The sequence below is a fragment of the Gordonia sp. SCSIO 19800 genome, from assembly GCF_018132775.1.
Classification (GTDB): Bacteria; Actinomycetota; Actinomycetes; order Mycobacteriales; family Mycobacteriaceae; genus Gordonia; species Gordonia hongkongensis.
In genome coordinates this window covers 214,941-229,293 of sequence record NZ_JAGRQM010000005.1, presented here as the reverse complement: position 1 = coordinate 229,293, position 14,353 = coordinate 214,941, and the positions used below count along the sequence as shown (strand labels likewise).

The 14,353-nt window shown below is 70.3% G+C and carries 14 protein-coding genes; 4 read left to right on the top strand and 10 right to left on the bottom strand.

Annotated elements, in window-relative coordinates:
- Positions 1-36 precede the first annotated feature (36 nt).
- The 4 genes from infB to rimP form a co-directional block, all read right to left on the bottom strand.
- Positions 37-2,889 carry a translation initiation factor IF-2 gene (infB, locus tag KB201_RS25050; RefSeq protein ID WP_078112273.1) on the bottom strand — a complete coding sequence of 951 codons (2,853 nt, stop codon included), beginning with the start codon at positions 2,887-2,889 and terminating at the stop codon, positions 37-39.
- A 99-nt stretch (positions 2,890-2,988) separates the two neighbouring features.
- Positions 2,989-3,273, bottom strand: a complete 285-nt coding sequence (locus KB201_RS08460) for a YlxR family protein (protein ID WP_078112272.1) — start codon at positions 3,271-3,273, stop codon at positions 2,989-2,991.
- Positions 3,274-3,374: 101 nt separating this feature from the next.
- Entirely contained in the window at positions 3,375-4,385 is a 1,011-nt protein-coding gene (nusA, locus tag KB201_RS08455) for a transcription termination factor NusA (RefSeq protein ID WP_058250130.1), read from the bottom strand.
- A gap of 16 nt (positions 4,386-4,401) precedes the next feature.
- Positions 4,402-4,998, bottom strand: coding sequence for a ribosome maturation factor RimP (gene rimP / locus KB201_RS08450; protein WP_078112271.1), 597 nt, complete (start codon positions 4,996-4,998; stop codon positions 4,402-4,404).
- A 96-nt stretch (positions 4,999-5,094) separates the two neighbouring features.
- Here rimP and KB201_RS08445 point away from each other — a divergent pair, with 96 nt between their 5' ends.
- A complete protein-coding gene (locus tag KB201_RS08445) occupies positions 5,095-5,658 on the top strand; it encodes a hypothetical protein (protein ID WP_058250128.1) in 564 nt (187 codons plus the stop codon).
- Entirely contained in the window at positions 5,655-6,140 is a 486-nt protein-coding gene (locus tag KB201_RS08440; RefSeq protein ID WP_078112270.1) for a ferritin-like domain-containing protein, read from the top strand. The genes KB201_RS08445 and KB201_RS08440 overlap by 4 nt, the downstream gene beginning before the upstream one ends.
- 6 nt (positions 6,141-6,146) lie before the next feature.
- Here KB201_RS08440 and KB201_RS08435 read toward each other — a convergent pair whose 3' ends face one another.
- Positions 6,147-7,877 (bottom strand): proline--tRNA ligase, encoded by a 1,731-nt coding sequence (locus KB201_RS08435; RefSeq protein WP_078112442.1) that lies wholly within the window; start codon positions 7,875-7,877, stop codon positions 6,147-6,149.
- Here KB201_RS08435 and yaaA point away from each other — a divergent pair.
- Positions 7,876-8,658: a peroxide stress protein YaaA gene (gene yaaA / locus KB201_RS08430; protein WP_176455892.1), complete on the top strand. Its 783-nt coding sequence runs from the start codon at positions 7,876-7,878 to the stop codon at positions 8,656-8,658. The two genes, KB201_RS08435 and yaaA, sit on opposite strands and share 2 nt — an antisense overlap.
- Before the next feature lie 22 nt (positions 8,659-8,680).
- On the opposite strand, the gene KB201_RS08425 is transcribed toward yaaA, so the two are convergent.
- The 5 genes from KB201_RS08425 to KB201_RS08405 all read right to left on the bottom strand — a co-directional run bounded on the left by KB201_RS08425 (position 8,681) and on the right by KB201_RS08405 (position 13,519).
- Positions 8,681-9,220: a pyridoxamine 5'-phosphate oxidase family protein gene (locus KB201_RS08425; RefSeq protein ID WP_078112268.1), complete on the bottom strand. Its 540-nt coding sequence runs from the start codon at positions 9,218-9,220 to the stop codon at positions 8,681-8,683.
- Between the two features lie 30 nt (positions 9,221-9,250).
- Positions 9,251-10,696, bottom strand: a complete 1,446-nt coding sequence (locus tag KB201_RS08420; RefSeq protein WP_176455899.1) for a DHA2 family efflux MFS transporter permease subunit — start codon at positions 10,694-10,696, stop codon at positions 9,251-9,253.
- Between the two features lie 189 nt (positions 10,697-10,885).
- Positions 10,886-12,190 (bottom strand): uroporphyrinogen-III C-methyltransferase, encoded by a 1,305-nt coding sequence (gene cobA, locus KB201_RS08415; RefSeq protein WP_231742230.1) that lies wholly within the window; start codon positions 12,188-12,190, stop codon positions 10,886-10,888.
- 28 nt (positions 12,191-12,218) lie between these two features.
- A complete protein-coding gene (locus KB201_RS08410) occupies positions 12,219-12,485 on the bottom strand; it encodes a hypothetical protein (RefSeq protein WP_091344227.1) in 267 nt (88 codons plus the stop codon).
- Positions 12,486-12,511: 26 nt separating this feature from the next.
- Entirely contained in the window at positions 12,512-13,519 is a 1,008-nt protein-coding gene (locus KB201_RS08405) for an acyl-ACP desaturase (RefSeq protein WP_058250123.1), read from the bottom strand.
- Between the two features lie 138 nt (positions 13,520-13,657).
- Here KB201_RS08405 and KB201_RS08400 point away from each other — a divergent pair, with 138 nt between their 5' ends.
- The gene (locus tag KB201_RS08400) at positions 13,658-14,353 is read left to right on the top strand and encodes a response regulator transcription factor (protein ID WP_058250122.1); all 696 of its coding nucleotides are present in this window, start codon (positions 13,658-13,660) and stop codon (positions 14,351-14,353) included.

Here is a 14,353-nt window from a genome sequence, read left to right as displayed (position 1 = left end):
TGTCGAGATGTCGTACGAGGGTGGTCGTCGCCGCGATCAGTCGCGCGGCTTCTCCCGCAGCTCGTAGGTCTCGATCACGTCGTCCACCTTGATGTCCGAGTAGGTCAGCGTGAGACCACATTCGTAGCCTTCGCGAACCTCGGTGGCATCGTCCTTCTCACGCTTGAGCGACGACACGGTGAGGTTCTCGGCGACCACCACGTTGTCGCGCAGCAGGCGGGCCTTGGCGTTGCGCCGCATGATGCCCGACTGCACGAGGCAACCGGCGATGTTGCCGACCTTCGAAGACTTGAAGATCGCGCGGATCTCGGCGCGGCCGAGCTCCACCTCTTCGTAGATCGGCTTGAGCATGCCCTTGAGCGCGCTCTCGATCTCGTCGATGGCCTGGTAGATCACCGAGTAGTACCGGATGTCGACGCCCTCGCGGTTGGCCAGCTCGGTGGCCTTGCCCTCCGCCCGGACGTTGAAGCCGATGATGATCGCATCCGAGGCCGCCGCCAGGTTGACGTTGGTCTCGGTGACGCCACCGACACCGCGGTCGATGATCCGCAGCGAGACCTCGTCGCCCATCTCGATGTTCAGCAGGGCCTCTTCGAGGGCCTCGACCGTACCCGAGTTGTCACCCTTGAGGATGAGGTTGAGCTGGCTGGTCTCCTTGAGAGCCGAATCCAGGTCTTCCAGGCTGATCCGCTTGCGGCTGCGTGCGGCCAGCGCGTTGCGCTTGCGTGCGTTGCGCCGGTCGGCGATCTGCCGGGCGATGCGGTCCTCCTCGACCACGAGCAGGTTGTCGCCTGCGCCGGGGACCGAGGTGAAGCCGATGACCTGGACCGGACGCGACGGCAGCGCCTCGGGGACGTCGTCGCCGTGCTCGTCGACCATGCGTCGGACACGTCCGTAGGCGTCGCCGGCGACGATCGAGTCGCCGACCTTCAGCGTGCCGCGCTGGACCAGCACGGTCGCCACCGGGCCGCGGCCGCGGTCGAGGTGCGCCTCGATGGCGACACCCTGGGCGTCCATGTCCGGGTTGGCACGCAGGTCCAGCGACGCGTCCGCGGTGAGCAGGACGGCCTCGAGCAGTGCGTCGATGTTCTCGCCCTGCTTGGCCGAGATGTCGACGAACATGGCGTCGCCGCCGTACTCCTCGGGGACCAGACCGTATTCGGTCAGCTGCCCGCGGATCTTCTGCGGGTCGGCGCCTTCCTTGTCGATCTTGTTCACCGCGACCACGATCGGCACGTCGGCCGCCTGGGCGTGGTTGACCGCCTCCACCGTCTGCGGCATGACGCCGTCGTCGGCCGCGACCACGAGGATCGCGATGTCGGTCGCCTTGGCGCCGCGGGCACGCATGGCGGTGAACGCCTCGTGACCCGGGGTGTCGATGAAGGTGATCAGGCGATCCTCACCGTTGAGGTGGGTGTTCACCTGGTAGGCACCGATGTGCTGCGTGATGCCGCCGGCCTCGCCCTCCCGGACGTTGGCCTTACGGATCGTGTCGAGCAGTCGGGTCTTACCGTGATCGACGTGGCCCATGACGGTGACCACCGGCGGACGCTGTTCGAGGTCTTCCTCGCCGCCCTCGTCCTCGCCGTAGGTGAGGTCGAAGCTGTCGAGCAGCTCGCGGTCCTCGTCCTCGGGGCTGACCACCTGGACGCGGTAGTTCATCTCCGAGCCGAGCAGCTCGAGCGTCTCGTCGTTGACCGACTCGGTCGCCGTCACCATCTCGCCGAGGTTGAACAGCGCCTGGACCAGCGAAGCCGGGTTGGCGTCGATCTTGTCGGCGAAGTCGGACAGCGACGCACCGCGGGCGAGACGGATGATCTCGCCGTTGCCGCGCGGCAGCCGGACGCCACCGACGGCCGGTGCCTGCATGTTCTCGTACTCGGCGCGTTTCGCCCGCTTCGACTTGCGACCACGGCGCGGTGCACCACCGGGACGACCGAAGGCGCCTGCTGCGCCGCCGCGTCCACGGCCGCCACCGCCACCGCCGCCGGGACGACCGCGGAAACCGCCACCGGGAGGTCCTCCCGGTGCACCGGCTCCGCCGCCGCCGCCGCGGTAGCCACCGCCGCCGCCGGGGCCACCACGGCCTCCGCCGGCACCGCCGCGACCACCCGGACGGGCGTCGGGACGGGCCGCGCGCGACGGCATGGCGCCGGGACTCGGACGCGGGGGCATGTTGCCGGGATTGGGACGGGGACCGCCCTGGCCGGGAGCGGGACGACCGCCACCGGGACGCGGACCACCCTGGCCGGCGGCGCCGGGACGGCCACCGCCGGGACGCGGACCGCCCTGACCCGGTCCGGGACGGGCAGCCGGACGCGGCGCGGGCGCCGGTGCCGACGAATACGGGTTGTTGCCCACCCGCGGCGTACGCGGACCCGGCTTCGGGCCGGGACGCGGACCCGGGCTCGACGTGGGGGCAGACGGTGCTGCCGACGCGGCCGGGGCCTGCGGCGCCGGTGCCGCGGGACGCGGGCTGGGACGCTCCGCCGCGGGGGCGGGCGCCGGGGCCGGGGTCTCCGCCGGTGCGGGTGCGGGCTTGGGTGCGCCCGGCTTCGGCGCGTTGGTGCGCGGGCCGGGGCTCGGACGATCGGCGACCGGCGCCGACGGGGTTGCGGGTGCACCGGGCTTCGGTGCGTTCGAGTTGCCGGACGGCTTGGGTCCGGGCTTGGCGCTCTGGCGCGGGCCGGGGGCCGGGGACGACTTGGAGTCCTTGGCTCCCCCGTCCTTGCCGGGGAACGATTCACGCAGTCGACGGGCCACGGGGGCCTCCACCGTCGACGACGCCGATTTGACGAACTCGCCCTGCTCCTTCAGACGCTCGAGCACCTGCTTGCTCGTGACGCCGAGCTCTTTGGCCAATTCGTGCACGCGGGCTTTGCCTGCCACTGCTCTCCTCACTTGGAGGCCAAGCGGCTCACCCGCTACGGCCTCGATTTAAGTCCGGTACATGCTCATCGTGACTTCACGGTGTGCTCATGTCTTCTGCTACCTGTTCCGGCTCCGGGGAGCCATCCTCTGGTGGGTGATCGCGCCGAGCTGTTCGGTGAGATCGTCCGGGTCCACGGTCAGACCGGGGGTCCGGAGTGCCGCGGCGAAGGCCCGGCGTCGCGTCGCGGTGGAGATGCACTCCGACCGCGCGTGCAGCCACGCGCCTCGTCCCGGCATGGTCTTCGCGGAATCGACCACGACTGTCGGGGTGTCACCGCACAGCTGTGCGACGACACGGACCAACTCGCCGGCCTCTGCCCGCTGCCGGCAACCGATGCACATCCGGATGGGTGTGCCGCCGGCTGGCGAACGGGGGGCGGATCGCTGAACCATCGATCAGTCTAGCGCGAGCGGGCCCGGCGGGGACAATCGGCTGCTGTGCGTCACTCCGGCCCGCCCTCGGCCGCCGGCGCGGCGTCGGACCGGATGTCGATCCGCCACCCCGTGAGCCGGGCCGCGAGCCGGGCATTCTGGCCCTCTTTGCCGATGGCCAGCGACAGCTGGTAGTCCGGCACGATGACCCGCGCGGCCTTGGCGGCGGCGTCGACGACCGTCACCGAGACAACCTTCGCGGGCGACAACGCATTCCCGACGAAGACCGCCGGGTCGGTGTCGAAGTCGATGATGTCGATCTTCTCGCCGGCGAGTTCGCTCATCACGTTCCGTACGCGCTGGCCCATCGGACCGATGCACGCGCCCTTCGCGTTGAGGCCGGCCACGCCGGTGTGCACCGCGATCTTCGACCGGTGGCCGGCCTCGCGCGCCACGGCGACGATCTCGACGCTGCCGTCCTCGATCTCGGGCACCTCGAGGGAGAACAGTTTGCGCACCAGGTTCGGGTGGGTCCGGGACAGGGTGATCTGCGGACCGCGTGGTCCGCGGCTCACGCCGACGACGTAGCACTTGATCCGGTCGCCGTGGGTGTAGACCTCGCCCGGCACCTGCTCGGCCGGCGGGATGATGCCCTCGGTCGAGTTGGCGTCGCTGCCGATCTGGACGACGACCATCCCGCGCGCGTTGGCGCGCGAGTCCTGCTGCACGACGCCGCCGACGATCTCGCCCTCGTGGGCGACCAGGTCCCCGAAGTTCTTCTCGTTCTCGGCGTCGCGCAGGCGCTGGAGGATGACCTGCCGTGCGGTCGTCGCCGCGATGCGGCCGAAACCCTCGGGGGTGTCGTCCCATTCGTGGACGACGTTCCCGTCCTGGTCGACCTCCTGCGCCATCACACGGACGGCGCCGGACTTACGGTTGACGTCGACACGGGCATGCGGGGCGAAACCGTCGGTGTGTCGGTAGGCCGTCAGCAGAGCGGTCTCGATGGCGGTGATGACGGTCTCGATCGAGATGCCCTTGTCGGCCTCGATCATGCGCAGGGCGGCGATGTCGATGTTCATGTCGTCGATCTCCTATTCACTTGTCGTGTTCATTTGTCGTGTTCAGTTGTCGGGCGGCGGCGGGGGCGCGGCGCGCTTCGATCTCGTCGGGTTCGAGGCCGCACAGTTCGAGCTCGCGGACGCTCGGCTGAGAGAAATCCACCTGCACCACGGCTTCGGTCACCGAGGCGAGGTCGACGGTCTCCACCGCGATCCGCCCCTTGTGGTTCGCGACCACCTCGACCGCCGGAGCCGGGTCGTCGAGCAGCCTGCCGATGCGTCCGGTGACGGTGCGCGGCTGCGATCCGGGTCCGCCGTCGACCTCCACGACGACGCGCCGACCGGTGTTGCGACGCCAGTGCCGGGGCAGGGTCAGCGGGCTGTCGACGCCGCGCGAGGTGACCTCGAGTACGTAGGCGAGGTCGGCGAAGTCGGGCGTGGCGTCGAGGAGGTCGGAGATCTCGGTGCTGAGTACGGCGAGGACGTCGAGGTCGCTGCCACCGTCGCGGTCGACCACGATCGACAGTTCCTCCTGGCCGTCCCGGCTGCGCACCGTGATGTCCTCGAGGTCGAATCCCCGCTCGGCGACAAGCTTTTCGACGAGTTCGCGCACCTGCGTCGGGCTGATCGGCATGCCACTCCCCTCGTCTTCAGTTGTCGGGCCGTGCCGGGTGTCGCACGACGTTGCTCCGAACATCCTAGTGGATCGATCGCGCGGAGAACTGCTGGCATGATGTCCCGGGTGAGCATGCCCCCGATCGAGCGACGGACCCTGCGGCACCCGATCGACCGGCGCACCGCCTTGCGCGGCGGACTCCTCGCGGGCGCCGTCGTCGTCGGTGCCGGGGCGGCCGGCGTCGGACTGACCGGTTGCGATTCGTCGCCCTCCGCGGAGACCCTGCTGGCCGAGAGCCTGGTGCCCCTGGTGCGCTCGGCGTCCGCGGACGAGAGCACCGCGCGCGCCCTGGTCGCCGTCGAGCCCGCCTACGCCACCGCACTCGGTGTCGTGGCCGATCAGCGCGCCCAGCACGCTCGCGCACTGCGCGAGGAGATCATCCGGCTCGACCAGGAGGTGGCGGCGACACTCGACCGTCCCGCCACCTCGGCGACCGCCTCGACATCCCCGGCGGGTGCGCCACCGGCGGCACCGTCCCTCGCTCGACTGCGCGTCGATCTCGACGCCGCGGCCGGGCAGGCCCGCCGGGTCGCGCTCGGCGCCGCCGGGTACGCAGCCGGGCTGACCGGGTCGGTCGCCGCGGCGGTCACTTCGATGCGAGAGGTGCAACTGGCATGACGTCCCCCGTGAACACACCGGCGTCGGATTCGCCGGCCGCGCAAGCAGATCCCGACGACCCGTTGGTCGTCGCCGCCGAGACCGAGAACGCCGCGATCTTCACCTACGGCGTCATCACCGCCTTCGTCGCCGCCTCCCGTCGACGCACCGTCGCCGAGTACGCCGACGCCCATCGCGCCCGACGCGACGAGATCGACCGGACGATCGAGGCGGCGGGGAACACACCGCCGCTGGCGGCAGCCGGCTACACGCTGCCGATCGAGGTCACCGACCCGACCACGGCGGCCCGCGCCGCGCTCGGCGCCGAGATCGACTGTGCGAGCGCCTATCGTGCGTTGCTGGAGCAGGCCGACGACGAGACCGGACGCCGGATCGGCGCCGACGGGCTGTCGGACAGCGCGGTGCGCGCCGCGCGCTGGCGGGTGGCTCTGCAGGAGAGCCCGGTCACGGTGGCGTTCCCCGGCTCCCCCGCTGGCGGCTGAGCCGCCTCAGCCGCGGGCGGCCGCCACCACCGCGTCGACCGCGGTGTCGACCGCGACCTCGGTGGCCTCACCGGTGAAGCGGTCGCGGATCTCGATGGTGCCGTTGGCATATCCGCGGCCGACGACCACCACGGTCGGCATGCCGAGGAGTTCGGCGTCCTTGAACTTCACTCCGGGCGACGCCTTCCGGTCGTCGAGGAGCACCTCGAGACCGGCCGCGTCGAGGTCGGCGGCGAGCTGCTCGGCGCCGGCGACGGCGGCCTCGTCCTTGTTGGCGATGACGAGGTGAACCGCGAACGGCGCCACCGACTTCGGCCAGCGCAGACCCTTGTCGTCGTGGGACTGCTCGGCGATGACCGCGACGAGACGCGACACCCCGACACCGTAGGAACCCTGGGTCAGGCGGACCGGCTTGCCGTTCTCGCCGAGGACGTCCACCTCGAAGGCGTCGGTGTACTTCTGGCCGAGCTGGAAGATGTGCCCGATCTCGATGCCCTTGGCACTCACCAGGGGTCCGGCGCCGTCCGGCGACGGATCGCCGTCGCGGATCTCGGCGGCCTCGACCGTCCCGTCGGGCGTGAAATCGCGGCCGGCGACCAGACCGACGTAGTGCCGGCCCGGCTCATCGGCGCCGGTGATCCAGGACGTCCCCTCGACCACCCGCGGGTCGACGAGGTAGCGGATGCCGTTCTCGGCCAGCGCCTTCGGTCCGATGTATCCCTTGACGAGGAATGGGTTCGCGGCGAAGTCGGCGTCGGTGAGCAATTCGACCTCGGCGGGCTCGACGGAGGCCTCGAGACGCTTGAAGTCGACCTCGCGGTCGCCCGGGACACCGATGCCGGTGACCTCCCAGTCGCCGCCCGGCGCACGGAGTTTGACCAGCACGTTCTTGAGCGTGTCCGCGCCGGTGTACTGCCCGTCGAGCGTCGCGTTCGCCCAGTCGACCAGGCTGTCGATCGTCGGGGTGCCGGGCGTGTCGTGGACGACCGCCGCGGGCAGGTCGTCGTAGGGCAGCGGGTCGGGCGCGCGGGTGATGACCGCTTCGACGTTGGCGGCGTAGCCGGATTCGACGCAGCGCACGAACGTGTCCTCGCCGACCGCGGACTCGGCCAGGAACTCCTCGGAGGCGCTGCCACCCATCGCGCCCGAGGTCGCGGCGACGATGACGTACTCGATCCGCAACCGCTCGAAGATCTTCTGATACGCCTCGCGGTGCGCGTTGTAGGCGGTCTTGAGTCCGTCGTCGTCGAGGTCGAAGGAGTAGGCGTCCTTCATCACGAACTCACGGCCGCGGAGGATGCCCGCGCGCGGCCGTTCCTCGTCGCGGTATTTGGTCTGGATCTGGTAGAGGATGACCGGCATGTCCTTGTACGACGAGTACTCACCCTTGACCAGCGTCGCGAACAGCTCCTCATGGGTCGGACCGAGGAGCATGTCGGCACCCTTGCGGTCCTTGAGGCGGAAGAGCGAGTCGCCGTATTCGGTCCAGCGGTTGGTGGTGTCGTAGGGCTCGCGGGGCAGCAGGGCGGGCAGCAGGATCTCCTGGCCGCCGATGGCGTTCATCTCCTCGCGGACGACGTTCTCGATCGCCTTCAGCACGCGTAGACCGAGCGGTAGCCACGAGTACACACCGGGCGCGACCCGGCGGATGTAGCCGGCTCTGACCAGCAGCTTGTGGCTGGGGACCTCCGCGTCGGCGGGGTCGTCGCGCAGGGTCCGCAGGAACAGGGTCGACATGCGTGTGATCACGACCAACCAGCTTAGTTATGGTGTTGCGGTGCTCGTCATCCTGCCTCCCTCCGAAACGAAATCCGACGGCGGGCGCGGCGCTCCCCTGGATCTCGACACGCTGTCCTTCCCCGAGCTGAACCCGGTCCGCAAGCAGGTCGCCGAGGCGCTCGTCGCCCTGGCCGCCGATCTCGAGGCCAGTCGTACCGCGCTCGGGCTCGGCGCCACCCAGCTCGACGAGGTCGACCGCAACGCCGACCTGTGGCTGTCCCCCACCCGGCCGGCTCTCGAGCGCTACACCGGCGTCCTCTACGACGCCCTCGATCACCGGTCGCTGACCCGGGCGGGCAAGACCAAGGCCGCCGACCGGCTGGCGATCGGGTCGGCGTTGTTCGGTGTCGTGCGGGCACCCGATCCGATTCCCGCGTACCGGCTCTCGGGCGGGTCCAAGCTGCCCGGCATGCCCACGCTGGCGGCGCTGTGGAAGCCGGAGCTGTCCCCCGCACTGGACGCGGTCGACGATTTCGTCGTGGACCTGCGCTCGGGCGTCTACCACCAACTCGGACCGGTACGGGGTGCGGTGACGGCGACCGTCATGACCGAACAACCGGACGGCTCACGCAAGGTGGTGAGCCACTTCAACAAGCACTACAAAGGTCTGATGGCCCGCGAGCTGGTCCGCACGCGCCGCACCGTCCGCGACATCGACGGACTGGCCGCGGTCCTCGCCGACGCCGGGCAGCGGGTCGAGATCGAAGCGCCGGACCGCATCGTCGTACTGACCGACTGACCCGGCACCGAGGTCCGCGACGCTACTGCGCGTCGAAGTCGAAGAGGGTTGCGCCACCGGGCTCCACGGTCTGCAGGACGGTCGCCCGCCGCGGCGTCACCCGGTAGACGTACCAGGGCGGCGGGCCGGCCGACGGCGCACTGAAGTCGGCGGTCAGCGCGGCACCCGACTCATCGACGCGGCACGGCCACCCGTCGCTCGCCCACAGCTCCGCCATCTCGGCGACGACGGCGGGCTCGGTGACCAGGTTCGCGTCGCCCTCGACCACCAGGTCGGCCTCGTCGAGTGCCACCGACAGGGTGCAGCGCGGGTCGCGGGCGAGGTTGCGCGCCTTCCGGGTCGACGGACCGGTCTCCAGCCATATCGCGTCCCGGTGCCACAGCGCCCCGATGCCGGTGACGTGCGGGCTGCCGTCGGCGTTGATCGTGGCGATCCACCACGTGTGCCGGTCGGGGCCACCGGTCCCGGGTGCCTGGGACACCCCGGCGGTCAGTCGGGCCGCGACGGGCTGCCAGTCGAGCGTGCCGATGTCGTAGAGCCCAGCGAGATTCTTGGCATCCATAGCGGGACCGACCGTGCGTCCGCCCGGAATTCATCGCCGGGTGTCGGACCCCGGGGTGCTCGTATCGGCGTCGAGCCCGGCGTCGGCGGCTTCCTGGGCGGCCTGTCCCTCGGCGACCTGCTCCGGCGTGAACCGCATGAACAACACCACGACCGCGGCGAGGACGGCGATGCCCGCGCAGGCGGCGAAGGCCAGCCCGTAACCCTCGGCCTGCGCGGCGAGCTGGGTGGGGTTCATCGTCTCGACCGGCGCGGTGGTGCCGCCCTTCGACAGCGCGCGAGAGGTGACCATCGCACCGACGACGACCAGGCCGACGGCCCCGCCGAGGTTCTGCGCGACCTGCGCGAGCGCGGTCAGGGGGCCGATCTCGGTGGTGCCCACCCCGGCCACCACGGACAGGGTCAGCGGGATGACCGCCAGCCCGACGCCGAAGCCGATCACGACGACCGGGACGAAGATGCTCGGGAAGTAGTCCGGTGAGTCGGTCGCGATCGACGATGCGTAGAGGCAGCCGACGAGGATCACCGCGCCGCCGACCAGGACGAGCCAGCGCGGCTGGATCATCAGCGCCAGCTTCGACGCGATCGCCGCGGCGATGCCCAGCCCGAACGCGAACGGCACGACCGCGAGCCCGCTCTGGATCGGCGAGTACTGCAGGATGCCCTGCAGGTACAGCGAGATGAACACCGCCATGCACATCATGATCATGCTGGCGAGCAGGATGGCGAGGAGGGCTGCGACGCGTGAGCTGTTGTCGAAGAGGGAGAACGGCAGCAGTGGGTTCCGGGCGCGCCGTTCGACCACGATGAACGCGGCCAGGGCGAGTGCGCCGAGGATGAACGAGCCGACCACGACCGGCGCCGTCCAACCGTTGGGCCCCTCGTTCACCGCGAGCACCAGCAGGGTGCAACCGAGGGTGCCGAGGACCGCGCCGGGCACGTCGAGGGGCAGCCGCTCACCCTGGGATTCCCGCAGCGCGACGATCGCCCCGACGACGACGATCAGACCGATCGGCACGTTGATGAGGAAGACCAGGCGCCACGACAGCTCGGTCAGCACCCCGCCGAGGATGAGCCCGGCCACCGATCCCACGCCGGTCATGGCCGCGTAGACCGCGAAGGCCTGACTGCGCGGTTTGCCGGGCGCGAAGGTGGTGGCGACCAGCGCCATGGCGGTGGGCGCCGCGATCGCCGCCGACGCGCCCTGCAGGGCCCGGCCGGCGAGGAGGCTCGCCTCGTTCCAGGCCAGTCCGCACAGCAGCGAGGTGAGGGTGAAGGCGACCACGCCGACGATGAACATCCGCTTGCGGCCGAACGTGTCACCGAGACGGCCGCCGAGGAGCATGAGACCGCCGAACGCCAGCACGTAGCTGCTGATGACCCAATTGGCGCTGGACTCCGAGAGCGTGAGCGCGTCGCGGATGCTCGGGAGCGCCAGCGCGGCCACGGTGCCGTCGAGCACGACGAGCAACTGCATCCCGGACAGCACCAGGATCGGCAGGCCGAAGACCGGACGGAACTGCTCGCTGTTCGGAGTTCCTGTGTTCACCGTTCCAGTGTTCACGGTTCCGGTGTTCGCAGCTCCGGGAGTCGACATAGAGAACGACCGTACCGGCCGATCGCCGGGACATGCCAATCTGCGTTGATTCGGTCTGGGTTGATCTGTTCAGGCGCCCTCGGTGAACGCGGCCACGTCGCCGATGACGACGATCGCAGGCGGACGCAGCCCCTGCGCCTCCGCGACCTCGCCGGCGTGGGCGAGATCGGTACGCAGCAGACGCTGGGTCGGCAGGGATCCGTTCTCGATCATCGCGACCGGGGTGTCGGGCCGCCGGCCGCCGTCGAGCAGTGCGTCGGCGAAGACCTCGACCCGTTCGACCGCCATCATCAGGACCAGGGTGCCGCGCAGCTTGCCCATCGCCGACCAGTCGATCAGCGAGTCGGGGTGGCCGGGCGGCACGTGGCCCGAGGCGATCACGACCTCGTGGGTGACGCCGCGGTGCGTCACCGGGATGCCCGCCGATGCCGGTGCGGCGATCGAGCTGCTGATCCCCGGCACCACGGTGACCGGGACCCCGGCGGCCACACAGGCCTGCAGTTCCTCGAAACCCCGCCCGTAGACATAGGGGTCGCCGCCCTTGAGGCGGACCACGAACTTGCCCTCCTTGGCCTTCTCCACGAGGACGTCGTTGATGGCTTCCTGCTTCATCGCGCGGCCGTAGGGCACCTTGGCGGCGTCGATCACCTCGACCTGCGGGCCGAGTTCGGCGAGCAGTTCGGGGGGCGCGAGCCGATCGGCCACCACCACGTCGGCCTCGGCGAGGAGCCGCTGGCCGCGGACGGTGATCAGGTCGGGGTCGCCGGGACCGCCACCGACGAGGGCCACGCCCGCGGCGTGCGGGGCGGCGTCGTCGACACTCAGCGACCCCTCGGCGAGGGCTCGGCTCATCGCGGCGCGGAGTGCGGCCGACAGTTTGTGGTCGCCGCCGGCGAGGACGCCGAACTGGACGTCGCGGTGACGGCCGGACGCCGGGGTGACGGCGGTGCCGTGGCGGGCGTCGTCGGCCCGGACGCAGAACGTGTGCCTGCGCTCGGCCTCGGCCACCACCGCCTCGTTGACGGCGGGATCGTCGGTGCAGGCCATCGCGTACCAGGCGCCCTCCAGATCGCCGTCGGCGTAGCGGCGCTGGGTGACGGTGATGCCGGTGAAGGATTCGACGGCCGGGGTGGGATCGAGCGCGATGACGTGCACGTGGGCACCCGCGGCGACCAGATTGGGCAGCCGCCGCTGCGCGACGGACCCGCCGCCCACCACGACGACCTTGCGTCCGCGGAGGTCGAGGCCGACCAGGTAATGCCCCTCTCCGGAGGGGAAGGCGTCGGGCCCGGGGACGTGCGGGGGTCCTGGGACATTCGACCCGGGGACGTTCGACCCCGGGACATTCGACAGGGCGGAGTCAGGCTCGGACATGGGAGCTGACCTTACCGGGACAGCCGATCTAGAGCGGCAACTCACCCGTCCGCCGGACGTGGGCCCACACATCGGCAGCCGGGACACCGAGCCGGTGGGCCGCGGACTGCAGCAGCGCCCCGAGCAGGCTCGAGGTGCAGAACGCGGCGTCCAGCGAGTCGTCGGCGTTGATCCGGATCTGGTTCCACCACAGCGGGTTCCGGTCCGCGGCGGCCTCGGCCATGGCGATCGCGGTGGCGAAACCGGCAGGGGCGGAGGCGGACGGCCGCGCGCCGGCCCCCCTCACGTCGGTCACGGTCACGTCGGTCACGGTCACGTCGGTCACCGGGCCCGCAGTTCCCGTGCGTGCTGGCGCTGCAACGCCCGCTCCCGCGACTCCTCGAACTTGCGCACCTTGACGTCCATCTCCTCCAGGAACTCCGCGAGGCGTTCGCGGTAGTGTTCGCCGACCGGCCCGAAGTCGTCGCGCTCGAAGATGCGCCACTTCCGCAGCACGGGCATGACGACATCCGACATGTGTTGCGGCAGATCGTAGATGCCGCCCTTGGCGATCAACACGGCGTTGCGCCGGAAGTTCGGCATGGTCGCGCCGGGCATCTGGAAGTTGGTCACGATCGCGTGGATGGCGGCCATGGTCTGGTCGGGAACGAGGTCGAGCGCGCCGGCGACGATGTTGCGGTAGAAGAGCATGTGCAGGTTCTCGTCGGCCGCGACACGTTGCAGCATGCGGTCGGCGATCGGGTCCCCGCATGCCTTCCCGGTGTTGCGGTGCGAGACCCGGGTGGCCAGTTCCTGGAAACTGACGTACGCGACCGCGAACAGCATGTCGAAGCTGTGGTCGCGCTGCCCGTCGTCGTCGGGCAGCGGGTTGAATCCCGACGTCATGTGCGCCATGCGTATCTCTTCGAGCTCGACCGGGTCGACACCGCGGGTCACCACCAGGTAGTCGCGCATCACGATCGAGTGGCGGTTCTCCTCGGCCGTCCAGCGCCCCACCCACCAGCCCCAGGCATCGTCGAGGGTGAAGTTGTCGGCGATCACCCGGTGGTACGACGGCAGGTTGTCCTCGGTGAGCAGATTGGTGATCATCGCGGCCTTGGCGACATCGGAGAGCCGCGACTGCGACGGATCCCAGTCGAGTCCGCCGAGAGCTGCGAAGTTGCGTCCGTCGTCCCAGGGCACGTAGTCGTGCGGGTGCCAGTCGCGCGTCATCTTCATGTGCCGCTCGACCTCGGTCTCGCACACGGGCAGCAGTTCACGCAGTAGATCCGAACCGGTCATGCCGCGGTCGGCGGGTTCGGCGTCGGGGGGTCCGATGAGGGTGGTCACGTGCTCTCCTGATCACAGCGGGGTCGTACCATCCACTCTGCGCGGCGGGACGGGTGGTGCTCGTGAGGCGAAGGTCCCGCATGTATGGGGTCCGACGTCGCGACTTCCCGGCGCCGCACATCCGGTACTTTCAGACCCATGTCCCCTGTCACGACCGATTCGGCCACCGCCGATCCGACCCCGTCCCCGAATCCGGTCCGCGCCTACCTCGTCGACGACCACGAGCTCGTCCGGCGCGGTCTGCGCGACCTGCTCGGAACCGCCGGCGACATCGAGGTGGTGGGCGAGGCGGCCTCGGTCGGCGAGGCACTTGTCGGCATCCTGGCGACCAAGCCCGATGTGGCCGTGCTCGACGTCCGGTTGCCCGACGGCAACGGGGTCGAGCTGTGCCGGGACGTTCGCGCCGCCGAACCGGGGATCAAGTGCCTGATGCTCACGAGCTACGCCGACGACGACGCGCTGCTCGCCGCGGTCCTCGCCGGCGCCTCGGGTTTCGTGCTCAAACAGATCCTGGGGCACAACCTGGTCGCCGCGGTTCGGACCGTCGGTCGGGGCGGTTCACTGCTCGACGATCGGTCCACGGCGGCCCTGCTCGCCAAGCTGCGCAACGAGAAGCAGACCGAGAAGGATCCGCTCGCCGAGCTCACCCATCAGGAGCGCGAGGTGTTCGCCCTGATCGGCGAAGGCCTGACCAATCGGCAGATCGCCGGCCGGATGTTCCTGGCGGAGAAGACGATCAAGAACTACGTGTCCCGCATCCTGGGCAAGCTGGACATGCAGCGACGCACCCAGGTCGCCGTGATGGCGACCAGACTCCGCGACGGCAAGGAGTGA

Bases quoted from the DNA above. Each gene is read 5' to 3' on its own strand.
- KB201_RS08460 (WP_078112272.1), bottom strand. From the start codon at position 3,273: ATGTGCATCGGTTGCCGGCAGCGGGCAGAGGCCGGCGAGTTGGTCCGT.
- nusA (WP_058250130.1), bottom strand. From the start codon at position 4,385: ATGAACATCGACATCGCCGCCCTGCGCATGATCGAGGCCGACAAGGGC.
- rimP (WP_078112271.1), bottom strand. From the start codon at position 4,998: ATGCCGATCAGCCCGACGCAGGTGCGCGAACTCGTCGAAAAGCTTGTC.
- KB201_RS08445 (WP_058250128.1), top strand. From the start codon at position 5,095: ATGATGTCCCGGGTGAGCATGCCCCCGATCGAGCGACGGACCCTGCGG.
- KB201_RS08440 (WP_078112270.1), top strand. From the start codon at position 5,655: ATGACGTCCCCCGTGAACACACCGGCGTCGGATTCGCCGGCCGCGCAA.
- yaaA (WP_176455892.1), top strand. From the start codon at position 7,876: ATGCGTGTGATCACGACCAACCAGCTTAGTTATGGTGTTGCGGTGCTC.
- KB201_RS08435 (WP_078112442.1), bottom strand. From the start codon at position 7,877: ATGTCGACCCTGTTCCTGCGGACCCTGCGCGACGACCCCGCCGACGCG.
- KB201_RS08425 (WP_078112268.1), bottom strand. From the start codon at position 9,220: ATGGATGCCAAGAATCTCGCTGGGCTCTACGACATCGGCACGCTCGAC.
- KB201_RS08420 (WP_176455899.1), bottom strand. From the start codon at position 10,696: ATGCAGTTGCTCGTCGTGCTCGACGGCACCGTGGCCGCGCTGGCGCTC.
- cobA (WP_231742230.1), bottom strand. From the start codon at position 12,190: ATGTCCGAGCCTGACTCCGCCCTGTCGAATGTCCCGGGGTCGAACGTC.
- KB201_RS08400 (WP_058250122.1), top strand. From the start codon at position 13,658: ATGTCCCCTGTCACGACCGATTCGGCCACCGCCGATCCGACCCCGTCC.